The sequence below is a fragment of the Kitasatospora sp. NEAU-CNBT7 genome (assembly GCF_057220535.1).
The window spans coordinates 33043-45778 of record NZ_JBXQQB010000040.1; the positions used below are offsets into that span (position 1 = coordinate 33043).

Here is a 12736-nt window from a genome sequence, read left to right on the forward strand (position 1 = left end):
CGGCTCCGGCTCCGGCCGGGCTACGACGTACGGTCCAGCGCCGCCCGGAAGCGGTCCACGGCGGCCGCCACGTCCTCGCGCACCGCGAACCCGGCGGCGTACACGTGCCCGCCGCCGCCCAGCTCGGCGCAGGCGGCGGCGACGTCCACCCCGCCCCGGGAACGGCTGGAGCCGCGCAGGGTGCCGTCCGGGTCCTGCTTGAGCACCAGCGCGACCTCGGCCTCGGCGGCCCGCCGCACGACGTCGATCAGGCCCTCCAGCTCCTCCACCGTGACGCTGTACAGCACCAGGTCCTGGTACGGGACCCAGGTCCACACCAGGCCGCGGCCGCCGGCCTGCTCGGGCTCGTAGCGGGCCCGGTCCAGGGCCGCGGCGAGCACCTTGAGGTAGCCGAACGAGGAGGTGTCCCACAGCTGCCGGGAGATCTCGTCGTGGCGGATCCCGGTGGCCAGCAGCCGGCCGGCCAGCTCGTGGGTGGCGGGGGTGGTGGCGGCGTACCGGAACGAGCCGGTGTCGGTGGCGACGCCGGTGTACAGGCAGGTCGCCAGCTGCTGGTCGAGCGGTACGCCGAGGCGGCGCAGCAGTTCGTCGACCAGGACGGCGGTGGCCGGTGCGGCCGGGTCGATCAGCCGGTGGGTGCCGAAGCCCGGGTTGGAGGCGTGGTGGTCGATGACCACCAGCACCGGCGCGGCGAAGGCCTTGTCGTGCAGCAGCCCGAGCCGGCTCTCGGCGGCGACGTCGAAGCAGACCACCAGCTCCGGCACGTCCGGCACCTCGGCGGCCGGCACCAGCAGCTCCTGGCCGGGCAGGAAGGACAGCGACTGCGGGATCACCTGCGGGTCGTCGCCGAAGGAGACCCGCACCTGGTGGCCGAGCGAGCGCAGCGCGAGACCGGCCGCCAGCGCGGAGCCCAGTGCGTCACCGTCCGGGTTGATGTGGCAGATCAGGTCGATCACCGGGGCCCGGACGATGGCCGCGACGGCGCGCTGCCACTCGTGCTCCAGGCCCGGCTGCTCCGCCCGCGGGCCGGGAAGCACCGCGAGGGCGCCCTCCACCGTGCTGGTGGAGGCCGCCCCCGTGATGTCGCCGGCCGCTGCCGGCTCGCCGGCCATGACTACTCGTCCTCGTCCGCGTCGTCCTGCTCGGAGCCCGGCACCCGGTACGGGTCGGCGTCCCCGGCGTAGCTGGCGCCGGCGGCGGCGGTGCGCACCGCCGCGTCGGACTGCCGGGCCCGGTCGAGCAGGTCGTCGATGTTCTTGGCGTTGTCCGGCAGCGCGTCGGCCACGAAGGTGAGCGTCGGGGTGAAGCGCACCCCGGTCTGCTTGCCGACCTCGGAGCGCAGCACGCCCTTGGCGCTCTCCAGCGCCGCGGCGCTGGCCTGGCGCTCCGTCTCGTCACCGTAGACGGTGTAGAAGACGGTGGCCTCGCGCAGGTCCCCGGTGACCCGGGCGTCCGTGATGGTCACGTAGCCCAGGCGGGGGTCCTTGATCCGGCGCTGCAGGGTCTCGGCCACCACCACCTGGATGCGGTCGGCGAGCTTGCGCGCCCTTGCGGTGTCGGTCACGTTGCCTCCTCGTGCGGTGGGCTCGGTATCCGGGAGAACACTCGCCCGGGTGGGGCCCATGCCCCAACGTACCTGCCCGCGCCCAGCCTTGTGGGCGCTCTCGGTCCTCGGCTCTGTGACGGTGGCGCCTGGGCACCACCGTCGCCGCTCTCAGTCATCGTCGCTGTTGTGGAACCGTCTCCTCGCGGAGAGCAGCTGCACTTCGGGGCGGCCGGCGACGAGCCGCTCACAGCTGTCCAGGATCTCGGTCACGTACCCGGCTTCGCCGGACACCACCGCCAGGCCGATCTCGGCCCTGCGGTGCAGCTCCTGGTTCCCGGTCTCGGCAGCGCACACGCTGTACTTGCGCTGCAGTTCGGCCACGATGGGCCGCACGATCGAACGCTTCTCCTTCAGCGAGTGGACGTCGCCGAGGAGCAGGTCGAAAGTGAGTGTTCCAACGAACATGTGGACAGGTCTCGCCGACCTGAAGGCCTCGTAGCAACCACCCCGGAGGGCGGACGTACGTGGACCCTACACAGCGAGACCGGGGCCGGTCGACGGGAATTCACCCCCGCCGAACGGCCCCGGCCGACACCGACTAGGCGCGCGGCTTCTCGCGCATCTCGTAGGTCTCGATGACGTCCTCGACCTTGATGTCGTTGAACGACCCGAGGGTCACACCGGCCTCGAAGCCCTCGCGGACCTCGGTCGCGTCGTCCTTGAAGCGGCGCAGACCCTCGATGTTGAGGTTCTCCGCCACGACCTTGCCGTCGCGCAGCAGGCGGGCCTTGGTGTTGCGTCGGATGACGCCCTCGCGGACGAGGACACCGGCGATGTTGCCGAACTTGGAGGAACGGAACACCTCGCGGATCTCCGCCGAACCGAGGCGGACCTCCTCGTACTCCGGCTTGAGCATGCCCTTGAGGGCCGCCTCGATCTCCTCGATCGCCTGGTAGATGACCGAGTAGTACCGGATGTCGACGCCCTCGCGCTCGGCCGCGGTACGGGCACGCCCCTCGGCGCGCACGTTGAAGCCGATGATGATGGCGTCCGAGCCCATCGCCAGGTCCACGTCGGACTCGGTGATGGCACCCACACCGCGGTGCAGGATCCGGAGCTCGACCTCCTCGCCCACGTCCAGCTTGACGAGGGCGTCCTCGAGGGCTTCCACCGAACCGGAGACGTCACCCTTGATGATGAGGTTGAGCTTCTCGATGCTGCCGGCCAGCAGGGCCGCCTCGAAGCCTTCGAGCGAGACCCGGACGCGGCGCTGCGCGAAGGACGCGTTGCGGTCGCGGGCGGCACGCTTCTCGGCGATCTGGCGGGCCGTGCGGTCCTCGTCGACGACGATGAAGCTGTCGCCGGCGCGGGGCACCGAGGTGAGACCGAGCAGCAGGACCGGACGGGACGGGCCCGCCTCGGCGATGCTGTTGCCGTTCTCGTCCAGCATGGCGCGGACGCGGCCGTAGGCGTCGCCGACCACGATCGAGTCGCCGACGCGCAGCGTTCCGCGCTGCACGAGCAGGGTCGCCATGGCACCGCGGCCCTTGTCGAGGTGGGCCTCGATCGCGATGCCCTGCGCGTCCTGCTCCGGGTTGGCCCGCAGGTCGAGCGAGGCGTCCGCGGTCAGGACCACGGCCTCGAGCAGTTGGTCGATGTTCAGACCCTGGCGCGCGGAGATGTCGACGAACATGGTGTCGCCGCCGTACTCCTCGGCCACCAGACCGAACTCGGTCAGCTGGCCGCGGACCTTGGTCGGGTCGGCGCCCTCGACGTCGATCTTGTTGACCGCGACCACGATCGGCACACCGGCGGCCTTGGCGTGGTTGAGCGCCTCGACCGTCTGCGGCATGACGCCGTCGTTGGCCGCGACCACCAGGATCGCGATGTCGGTGGACTTGGCACCACGGGCACGCATGGCGGAGAACGCCTCGTGACCCGGGGTGTCGAGGAAGGTGATCGGACGCTCTTCGTCGTTCACCGTCGCGGTGACCTGGTAGGCACCGATGTGCTGGGTGATGCCACCGGCCTCGCCGGCCACCACGTTGGTCTTGCGGATGGCGTCCAGCAGGCGGGTCTTACCGTGGTCGACGTGACCCATGACGGTGACCACCGGCGGGCGCGCGACGAGCATCTCGTCGTCGCCCTCGTCGGCACCGAAGTCGATGTCGAACGACTCCAGCAGCTCGCGGTCCTCGTCGTCGCGGCTGACGATCTCGAGCACGAAGCCCATCTCGCCGGCCAGCAGCTCGAGGGTGGCGTCCGAGACCGACTGGGTCGCGGTCACCATCTCACCGAGGTTGAACATCACCGAGACGAGCGCCGCCGGGTTGGCGTTGATCTTCTCCGCGAAGTCCGTCAGCGAGGCACCGCGCGACAGGCGGACGGTCTGCCCGTTGCCGCGGGGCAGCATCACACCGCCGACGGACGGGGCCTGCATGGCCTCGTACTCCTGGCGCTTCGCCCGCTTCGACTTGCGACCACGGGCCGGACGGCCACCGGGGCCACGGCCGAACGCACCCTGCGTGCCACCACGGGCACCCGGGCCGCCGGGACGGCCGCCGAAGCCACCGGGACGGCCACCGCCGCCACCGAAGCCGCCACCGCCGCCGCCACCGGGACGGGGGCCGCCGAAGCCGCCGCCGCCACCGGCCGGACGCGAGCCCGGACCGGCCGGACGGCCGGCGAAACCGGGACGGGCGCCACCGGCGCCGGGCGCACCGGGACGGGCGCCGGGGCCGCCACCCGGGCGCGGGCCCGGACGCGGGCCGGGACCGGCCGGACGCTGCGGCATCATGCCCGGGTTCGGGCGCGGCATGCCGGACGGGCTGGGAGCACCCGGACGCGGGCCGGCCGGACGGGGCATGCCGTCGGGACGCGGGGCACCGCCGCCGGGACGCGGGGCGCCACCGGGGCCGGCCGCGGGACGCGGACGGTCGCCGCCGGGACGCGGGGCGCCACCGGGGCCGCCCTGGCCCGGACGGGCCGGACGGTCACCGGTCGGACGCGGACGCTCGCCGGCACCCGGGGCGCCACCCTGGCCCGGACGGGCCGGACGGTCGCCACCGGGGCGCGGACGGTCGCCGCCGCCCTGGCCGGCCGGGCGCGGGGCGCCGGGACGGGCCATACCGGTGTTGCTGGACGTGAACGGGTTGTTCCCCGGACGCGGGCCGGCCGGACGCGGGCCCGGACGGGCCGCGGGGTTGGCCGGACGCGCGGCGGCCGGACGGGCCGCCGGAGCGGCCTCGCCGCCGGCCGGGGCCGGGGAGGAGAACTCGGCCGCGGGAGCGGCCGGGGCCGCCGGAGCCGCAGCGGCGGCCGGAGCCGGCGCAGCCGGACGGGCAGCCGGGCGCGGGCCGGGGGCCGGGGCGCCTGCGGGCTTGGCGGGGGCGGCCGGCGCCGGGGCGGCGGCCGCGGGGGTGGGACGGGGACCCGGCGTCGCGGTGGGCCGCGGGCCGGGGGTGGGGGCACCCGGACGCGGCGCGGAGGCGCCGGCGGCGGGCTGGGGCGCCGCGGGCTTCCGCGGGCCAGGCTTGGCGGACGCGCCACCGGACGGCGGCGTCGCTCCCAGAGCGTCAGTCAACTTGCGCACGACCGGCGCCTCGATCGTCGAGGACGCCGAACGGACGAACTCACCGAGCTCGGTGAGCTTGGCCATCACGGCCTTGCTCTCCAAGCCAAGTTCCTTGGCGAGCTCGTATACCCGGACCTTAGCCACTTCACTCCTGTCTATGAGTCCGGGGTGGTCGTCCGCCGGACTGTCGCTACTTCATGGGCGTACTCATCGCGTACTCATCGAGTGCTCATCGCAATCTCGACCTACTTCCATCTCGCGAGGTACCTGACGTGACGCACGGCGTGCCGCCGCCGTGCGCTGTGTGCGTCCTGCTGGTGATCTGTCTTCTCAAGGCGTCGGCGAACCGCCCGCCCGGTCCTCGACACATGCCCGCAGTGCGTCGGTGTCGAGCGGCCCCTGGAGCCGGAAGGCCCTGGGGAACGCCCGGCGGCGAACCGCGAGGTCGAGGCAGCCCGGCTCGGGGTGCAGATGCGCACCCCGGCCCGGCAGTGTGCCGCGCGGATCGGGGACGCACACGCCCTCGACCGCAACGACACGCAACAGCTCATGCTTGGCCGCTCGCTTGCGGCAGCCCACGCAGGTGCGTTCCGGGCATGCTCGGACATGCGTCCGGCCAGACAGAATCAAGTCTACCCCTCCGAAGGGACATGACGCCGCCCCGCCAACCGGCGGCGGGGGGCTCGGGTGCACAACGGCGGGCGGCGGGGGACTATTCCCGGCCGTCCTCGGCGGGCACCTCGGTGTCCGGACGGATGTCGATCCGCCAGCCGGTGAGGCGGGCGGCCAGGCGGGCGTTCTGCCCTTCCTTGCCGATCGCCAGCGACAGCTGGTAGTCCGGGACGATCACCCGGGCGGAGCGCTGGGCGAGGTCCACGATCTCCACCTTGGTCACCCGTGCGGGGGACAGCGCGGCGGCGACCATCTCGGCCGGGTCCTCGGACCAGTCCACGATGTCGATCTTCTCGCCGTGCAGCTCGGCCATCACGTTGCGCACCCGGCCGCCCATCGGGCCGATGCAGGCGCCCTTGGCGTTCAGGCCGGCCCGGCGGGACCAGACCGCGATCTTGGTGCGGTGGCCGGCCTCGCGGGCGATCGCCGCGATCTCCACCGAACCGTCGGCGATCTCCGGCACCTCCAGCGCGAACAGCCGCTTGACCAGGCTCGGGTGGGTCCGCGACAGGGTCACGGACGGCCCGCGGACACCGCGGCGCACGCCCACCACATAGCACTTCAGCCGGGTGCCGTGCCGGTAGTCCTCACCGGGGACCTGCTCCTGCGGGGGCAGGATGGCCTCCAGCTTGCCGATGTCGACCAGGATGTTCTTGGGGTCGTTGCCCTGCTGGACGACACCGGTGACGATGTCGCCCTCCTTGCCCGCGTACTCGCCGAAGGTCTGGTCGTCCGCCGCGTCGCGCAGCCGCTGCAGGATCACCTGCTTGGCGGTGGACGCGGCGATCCGGCCGAAACCGCTCGGGGTGTCGTCGAACTCCTTCGGCTCCACGCCCTCGTCCAGCTCCGCCGGGTCCTCCAGCGCCCACACGGTCACGTGCCCGGTCTTGCGGTTCAGCTCGACCCGCGCCCGGCGGCGGGAGCCCTCGGTGCGGTGGTACGCGATGAGAAGCGCCGACTCGATCGACTCGACCAGCAGGTCGAACGGAACGCCCTTCTCGGTAACCAGCCCACGCAGGGCGCTCATGTCGATGTCCACGGCTACGCCTCCTCTTCACTCATCAGGTTCACGGTGCGATCCGACCGGCGACTACCGGTCCGCACCCTCGTCCGCCCCCTCGGAGGCGTCGTCCACGAAGTCCTCGTCGTCGGCGTCGTCGTCGCCGACCAGGTCGGGGGCCGCGTCCAGCAGCTCCTCGTCCTTGCGGTTGAACTCGACCTGGACCCGGGCCCGGTCGATCTCGGCCCAGGCCAGGCGGCGCTCCTTGGGGCGGCCGCGGCCCTTGACCGGCTGCACCTCGACCAGCACGCCGTCCTCGTCGCTCTCCAGCACCCGGGCGACGATCTCCTTGCCGTCCGCCAGGTGCACCTTGGCCAGCCGGCCCTCGGCCCGGCGCCAGTGGCGGGGCTCGTGGAGCGGGCGCTCGGCACCCGGGGAGCCGACCTCCAGCAGGTAGGGCGTCTCGCCCATCAGGTCGGAGTCGTCCAGCACCCGGCCCACCTCGCGGCTGAACTCGGCGATGGTGTCCAGGTCGACGCCGCCGTCGGCGTCCACGTCGATCTGCACCTGGCGGCGGCTGCCGGCCTGGGTGACGACGACGGCTTCGAGGTCGAGCCCGGCCTCCGCGGCCAGGGGCTCCAGCAGCGCGCGCAACCGGTCGGTCTGGGTGGTGCTCATCCGAATGACTCCTCGGGCGCGTCTGCTGTTGTCGTAGGTGCTAACCGAGAGCAGAGCCTATCGGGCCGACCCCCGAAACGCCGATTCCGACCTGGCCGTGGGCCACTCGGCCGACCCCGCTGCGAGGAAGGTCACAGTGGACGGATAGCGTCCCTCCGGGCTCGGAGTCGTGAGGGTCCGGTAATGATTCACGCAGCAGGGGGACACCAGAACTCCCGCTCGACCCGACGGGAGCCCACCCGATGCCGTCCCCCACCCGCCGGACGTTCCTCGTCCTCGGCGCGCTCTCGGGCGCCGCCGTGCTCAGCGGATGCACCGACGAGCACGACGGCGACCACCCGGACGGGCAGCGGCCCGACCAGGACCTGCCCCTGCGCACCAAGGCGGTGGCCGCCACCGACGCGCTGCTGGCCGGGTACGACGCGGTGCTCGCCGGAGCCGCCGCCGGCACCCAGGGGGCGCTGCTGCGGCAGCTGCGCGAGGAGGTCTCCCAGCACCGGACCGCCCTCGCCCAGGGCCTCCCCGCCCAGCCCTCCGGCTCCGCGCAGGCCACCGGGTCCGCGCAGCCCTCGGCCTCCGCCCCGGCCGGCACCCCGGCCACCGCCCCGGCCACCGCCCCGGCCGCGTCCGGCGGCGCCGTCACCACCGTGGCCGCGCTGGCCGCCGCCGAGCGGCGCACCGCGGCCGAGCGGCTCACCGACCTGCCGGCCGCCTCCCCCGCCCTGGCCGGGCTGCTGGCCTCGGTCTCCGCCTCCGGCGCCGTCCACGCGGCCCGGCTCGGCGACACCGGCCCGGTCGGCACCCCGGCCGCGACCGCCCCCTCCCCGGCCGCCCCGGGCACCGCCGGCGCCACCTCCACCGCGAGCGGCGGCGCGACCGGCGCCCCGGCGCCGTCGGCGAGCGCCAAGCCGTCACCGCTGCCCACCGCCGCCGCGGCCGGCACCCAGTCCGCGCTGGCCGCCGAGCACGCCGCCGTGTACGGCTACGGGGTGGTCTGCGCGTTCCTGCCGGTCGGCAAGCAGCGCGAGGACGGCCGCCTCGACTACGTCGCGCACCAGGCCAGACGGGACGGCTGGGAGCGGCTGCTGCGCGCGTCCGGCACCGGCCCCACCCCCGCCGCGGCCGGCTACCGGCTGCCCTTCGCGGTCAAGGACCCGGCCACCGCCGGCCAGCTGGCCGCGCACATCGAGACCCGGCTGACCACCGTCTACGCCGAGCTGGCCGGCGCGGGCACCGGACCGGTCCGCCTGCAGGCCGCCGACGCGCTGCGCGAGAGCGCGCTGCGCGCCCTGCACTGGGGCGCGCAGCCGCCGGCCCTGCCCGGCCTGCCCGCGCCGGGCGCCGCCGCGGGCGCGAGCGGCGGCCCGGGCGGCGCGGCCTCCTCCCCCGGCCACTGAGCCCGCTCCGCCGCCGGACACAGCGGCACCACCGAGCGCCTGAGCGGCTCGGACCGCCCGATGGCCGACAATGGGCGGGCACGCCCAAAGGGGACCGGAACGACCGAAAGGCCGTCATGACGGCACAACCGGGGCAGATCGCCGTCCCCGAGCGGCTGACCCAGACCGTCCGGCTCTGGGAGGGCGGCGCCGGCCTCGACTGGCTGGCCGGCCTGCCCGGCCGGTTCGCCGAGCAACTCGACCGCCGGGGACTGGTGCTGGAGCGGATCTGCGAGCCCGGCGGCCGGATCAGCCTGGTCGGCTACGTGCACCGGTCCGACGACCTCGCCCCCGCCGTCCTCAAGATCGGCGTGGTCAACCGGGAGACCGCCCAGGAGCACGCCGCGCTCACCCGCTGGGCCGGCCGCGGCGCCGTCCTGCTGCTGGCGGCCGAACCGGACCAGGGCGTCCTGCTGTTGGAGCGGCTGCACGGCGACATCCCGCTGCGCTCGCTGGCCGAGGCGAAGGCGATGCTGGAGGCGGCCGGACTGCTCCAGCGGCTGTGGGTGGAGCCGGGCGAGGACCATCCGTTCACCCCGCTCGCCGAGCGGGTGGCCGAGCTGTCCGCACTGGTCCGCGAGCACCGCGCGCTGCCCGGCGCCGCCGACGCCCTCCCCCTGGTCGACGAGGCGCTGGAGACGGCCGCCGCGCTCGCCGCCGACCAGCCCGAACACCTGCTGCTGCACGGCGACTTCCACCACGGCAACGTGCTCGCCGCCGACCGCGCACCGTGGCTCGCGATCGACCCGCGCCCGCTGGTCGGCGAGCGCGCCTACGACCTCGCCCGGCTGGCCCGCGACCGGCTGGACACCCTGGCCGGCTCCCCCGGCCCGCGCGGCGCGCTGCGCCGCCGCCTGCAGCAGCTCGCCGACGCGGTCGAGGTGGACCACGAGCGGCTGCGTGGCTGGACGCTGTTCCGCACGGTCGAGGCGGGCCTGTGGCACCTGTCCACCGGCGCGGGCGAACAGGCCGAGCTCTACCTGGAGTTCGCGTCCTGGCTGTGACGCGGGCGCAGCGGCAGCGGGGCACCCATCACGGCGTACGGGCGCAGGGTGTTCGGGAAGCGCACCGCCCGGGCCAGGTCCCGGTAGCCGAGGGCGCGGTAGAGCCGCCGGGCCGGGGTCTCCTCGTCGATCGCCGAGAGGATCGAGCGGTCCAGGCCGGAGCGCTCGCAGAGCGTGCGGATCAGTGAACTGCCCACCCCGCGGCCCTGGAACTCGGGCAGCACGTGCAGTTCGGTGATCGCGAACACGCCGTCCAGCCAGTCCGCGTGGCCGGCCGCCTCCAGGTACGGCTGGATCACCGTGCTCCACCAGTGCTCGCGGTGGTTGGGCATGCCGTAGCCGAAGCCCACCAGCCGTCCGCCGGACATCGCGCCGAGCGCCAGCACCCCCGGCTGGAGGGCGTGCCGGCCCACCAGCGGCAGCCGGACCGCGACCTCGGCCGGTCCGAGCCCGAAGGCGACCGCCTGCACCTCCAGCGCCGCCGGCGCCCACGCGGCCAGATCGATGGCCTCGATCGTCACCTCGGTCAGCTGCGTCATGCCCCGGACGTTACTACTTCGCCCGGGTCCCGGGCGATCATCGGGCGATCCGGTGCCGTACCCGGCCGCGGACCGGCGGGTGGTGCGCCCGCGCAGCGGTCCCCACCTCAGAACAGCACGCTCATGAAGGCGCCGACCTCGCGGAAGCCGACCCGGCGGTACGCCGCCCGGGCCCGCACGTTGTAGTCGTTGACGTACAGCGAGACGGTCGGCGCGACCTCGCGCAGGGCGATCTCCACCACCGCCGCCATACCGGTCTCGGACAGGCCGCGGCCGCGGTACTCGGGGGCCACCCAGACGCCCTGGATCTGGCAGGCGCCGGCCGTGACGGCGCCGATCTCGGCCTTGAAGACCACCCGGCCGTCGTCGTCGAAGCGGGCGAACGAGCGCCCGGCGGCGATCAGTTCGGCCACCCGGGCCTGGTAGAGCAGGCCGCCGTCGCCGGCCAGCGGGGAGATCCCGACCTCCTCGGTGAACATCGCCACGCAGGCCGGCATCAGGTCCTCCACCTCGCCCCGGCCCACCCGCCGCACCAGCGGGTCGGGGGCGACCTCGGTGGCGGGCGTCTCGGTGGCCATCAGCGGCTGGTGGCCGCGGACCTCACGGGCCGGTCCCCAGCTGCGTTCGAGCAGCGCCCACAGGGTGGCGGTGGCGTCGGCAGGGCCGACGATCGAGGAGCAGCGCCGGCCCTGCCGGCGGGCCCGTTCGGCGAACGCCCGGACGGCCTCGGGGCCGGCGTTGACCGGGACCAGGTTGGCGCCGGCGTAGCACAGCGACTCCAGGCGGCCGTCCTCGCCGGACCAGCCCCACATCTCGCCGCCGAGCCGCCAGGGGTCGAGGCCCACGGCCTCGACCCGGGTCGCGACGAAGGCGTTGGCCACCGGGTCGCGGTGGAGGATCTCCAGCGCGTCCGCGACGTCGCTGGTCTCCAGCACGCGGGTGGCCGACAGGGCCCGGGCGACCTGGAACGGGCCGGGGAGCATCACACCTCGATCGAGCACGGGCACCTCTCAGGACAACTCTGCGGCACCCTACTCCCCTGAGGGACGCAGACAAGGCCGGGGGCCGTCCGTGGGCGGACGGCCCCCGTTCACGACGGTGCGGCGGCACCTCAGTCGGCGGCCACCACGGTCGGCGTACCGGAGGCGACGCCGTCGGCCTGCATCTGCTCGGCGAGCTTGAGCGCCTCCTCGATCAGGGTCTCGACGATCTTCGACTCGGGGACGGTCTTGATGACCTCGCCCTTGACGAAGATCTGGCCCTTGCCGTTGCCGGAGGCGACGCCGAGGTCGGCCTCGCGGGCCTCGCCGGGGCCGTTGACGACGCAGCCCATGACCGCGACGCGCAGCGGCACCTCCATGCCCTCGAGGCCGGCGGTGACCTCCTCGGCGAGCTTGTAGACGTCGACCTGGGCGCGGCCGCAGGACGGGCAGGAGACGATCTCCAGGCCGCGCTGGCGCAGGTTCAGCGACTCCAGGATCTGGTTGCCGACCTTGATCTCCTCGGCCGGCGGGGCGGAGAGCGAGACCCGGATGGTGTCGCCGATGCCCTCGGCCAGCAGCGCGCCGAAGGCGACCGCGGACTTGATGGTGCCCTGGAAGGACGGGCCGGCCTCGGTGACGCCGAGGTGCAGCGGGTAGTCGCAGGCGGCGGCCAGCTGGCGGTAGGCGTTGATCATCACGACCGGGTCGTTGTGCTTGACCGAGATCTTGATGTCGCGGAAGTCGTGCTCCTCGAACAGCGAGCACTCCCAGAGCGCGGACTCCACCAGCGCCTCGGGGGTGGCCCGGCCGTACTTCTCCAGCAGGCGCTTGTCGAGCGAGCCGGCGTTGACGCCGATCCGGATCGGGACGCCGGCCGCCTTGGCGGCCTTGGCGATCTCGCCGACCTTGTCGTCGAAGGCCTTGATGTTGCCGGGGTTCACCCGGACGGCGGCGCAGCCGGCGTCGATCGCGGCGAACACGTACTTCGGCTGGAAGTGGATGTCGGCGATGACCGGGATCTGGGACTTCTTGGCGATGATCGGCAGCGCGTCGGCGTCGTCCTGCGACGGCACCGCGACCCGGACGATCTGGCAGCCGGAGGCCGTCAGCTCGGCGATCTGCTGCAGCGTGGCGTTGATGTCGGAGGTCAGCGTGGTGGTCATCGACTGGACCGAGATCGGGGCGTCGCCGCCGACCGGGACGTTGCCGACCATGATCTGGCGCGAGACGCGGCGCTTGGCCAGCGGCTTGAGCGGCAGGGACGGAATACCGAGCGAGATCGCGGTCATGTGCGCAGGGTTCCC

12 protein-coding genes are annotated in these 12736 nt (G+C 74.1%); 2 read left to right on the forward strand and 10 right to left on the reverse strand.

Annotated features, from left to right (window positions below; genetic code table 11):
• Nucleotides 1-20: 20 nt before the first annotated feature.
• The 7 genes from AC2TEW_RS33770 to rimP form a co-directional block, all read right to left on the reverse strand.
• A complete protein-coding gene (locus tag AC2TEW_RS33770; RefSeq protein ID WP_484627089.1) occupies nucleotides 21-1112 on the reverse strand; it encodes a DHH family phosphoesterase in 1092 nt (363 codons plus the stop codon).
• Between the two features lie 2 nt (nucleotides 1113-1114).
• Entirely contained in the window at nucleotides 1115-1564 is a 450-nt protein-coding gene (rbfA, locus tag AC2TEW_RS33775; protein WP_359891583.1) for a 30S ribosome-binding factor RbfA, read from the reverse strand.
• Nucleotides 1565-1714: 150 nt separating this feature from the next.
• A complete protein-coding gene (locus tag AC2TEW_RS33780) occupies nucleotides 1715-2011 on the reverse strand; it encodes a DUF503 domain-containing protein (RefSeq protein WP_033819666.1) in 297 nt (98 codons plus the stop codon).
• Between the two features lie 133 nt (nucleotides 2012-2144).
• Nucleotides 2145-5264, reverse strand: coding sequence for a translation initiation factor IF-2 (infB, locus tag AC2TEW_RS33785; protein WP_484627090.1), 3120 nt, complete (start codon nucleotides 5262-5264; stop codon nucleotides 2145-2147).
• A 186-nt stretch (nucleotides 5265-5450) separates the two neighbouring features.
• Complete coding sequence (locus AC2TEW_RS33790) at nucleotides 5451-5744, reverse strand: YlxR family protein (RefSeq protein ID WP_484627110.1); 294 nt, start codon at nucleotides 5742-5744, stop codon at nucleotides 5451-5453.
• An 88-nt stretch (nucleotides 5745-5832) separates the two neighbouring features.
• Complete coding sequence (gene nusA, locus AC2TEW_RS33795) at nucleotides 5833-6831, reverse strand: transcription termination factor NusA (RefSeq protein WP_033822733.1); 999 nt, start codon at nucleotides 6829-6831, stop codon at nucleotides 5833-5835.
• 51 nt (nucleotides 6832-6882) lie between these two features.
• Nucleotides 6883-7470 (reverse strand): ribosome maturation factor RimP, encoded by a 588-nt coding sequence (gene rimP, locus AC2TEW_RS33800; RefSeq protein ID WP_484627091.1) that lies wholly within the window; start codon nucleotides 7468-7470, stop codon nucleotides 6883-6885.
• Between the two features lie 242 nt (nucleotides 7471-7712).
• Here rimP and AC2TEW_RS33805 point away from each other — a divergent pair, with 242 nt between their 5' ends.
• Together AC2TEW_RS33805 and AC2TEW_RS33810 are read left to right on the forward strand one after the other, a co-directional pair.
• The gene (locus AC2TEW_RS33805) at nucleotides 7713-8867 is read left to right on the forward strand and encodes a ferritin-like domain-containing protein (RefSeq protein ID WP_484627092.1); all 1155 of its coding nucleotides are present in this window, start codon (nucleotides 7713-7715) and stop codon (nucleotides 8865-8867) included.
• Nucleotides 8868-8983: 116 nt separating this feature from the next.
• Complete coding sequence (locus AC2TEW_RS33810; protein WP_484627093.1) at nucleotides 8984-9910, forward strand: aminoglycoside phosphotransferase family protein; 927 nt, start codon at nucleotides 8984-8986, stop codon at nucleotides 9908-9910.
• On the opposite strand, the gene AC2TEW_RS33815 is transcribed toward AC2TEW_RS33810, so the two are convergent.
• The 3 genes from AC2TEW_RS33815 to ispG form a co-directional block, all read right to left on the reverse strand.
• Nucleotides 9883-10449 carry a GNAT family N-acetyltransferase gene (locus AC2TEW_RS33815; RefSeq protein ID WP_033824377.1) on the reverse strand — a complete coding sequence of 189 codons (567 nt, stop codon included), beginning with the start codon at nucleotides 10447-10449 and terminating at the stop codon, nucleotides 9883-9885. The two genes, AC2TEW_RS33810 and AC2TEW_RS33815, sit on opposite strands and share 28 nt — an antisense overlap.
• Nucleotides 10450-10556: 107 nt before the next feature.
• On the reverse strand, nucleotides 10557-11432 hold the full coding sequence (locus tag AC2TEW_RS33820) for a GNAT family N-acetyltransferase (protein ID WP_484627111.1): 876 nt from the start codon (nucleotides 11430-11432) through the stop codon (nucleotides 10557-10559).
• A 128-nt stretch (nucleotides 11433-11560) separates the two neighbouring features.
• A complete protein-coding gene (gene ispG, locus AC2TEW_RS33825) occupies nucleotides 11561-12721 on the reverse strand; it encodes a flavodoxin-dependent (E)-4-hydroxy-3-methylbut-2-enyl-diphosphate synthase (protein WP_033824378.1) in 1161 nt (386 codons plus the stop codon).
• Nucleotides 12722-12736 lie beyond the last annotated feature (15 nt).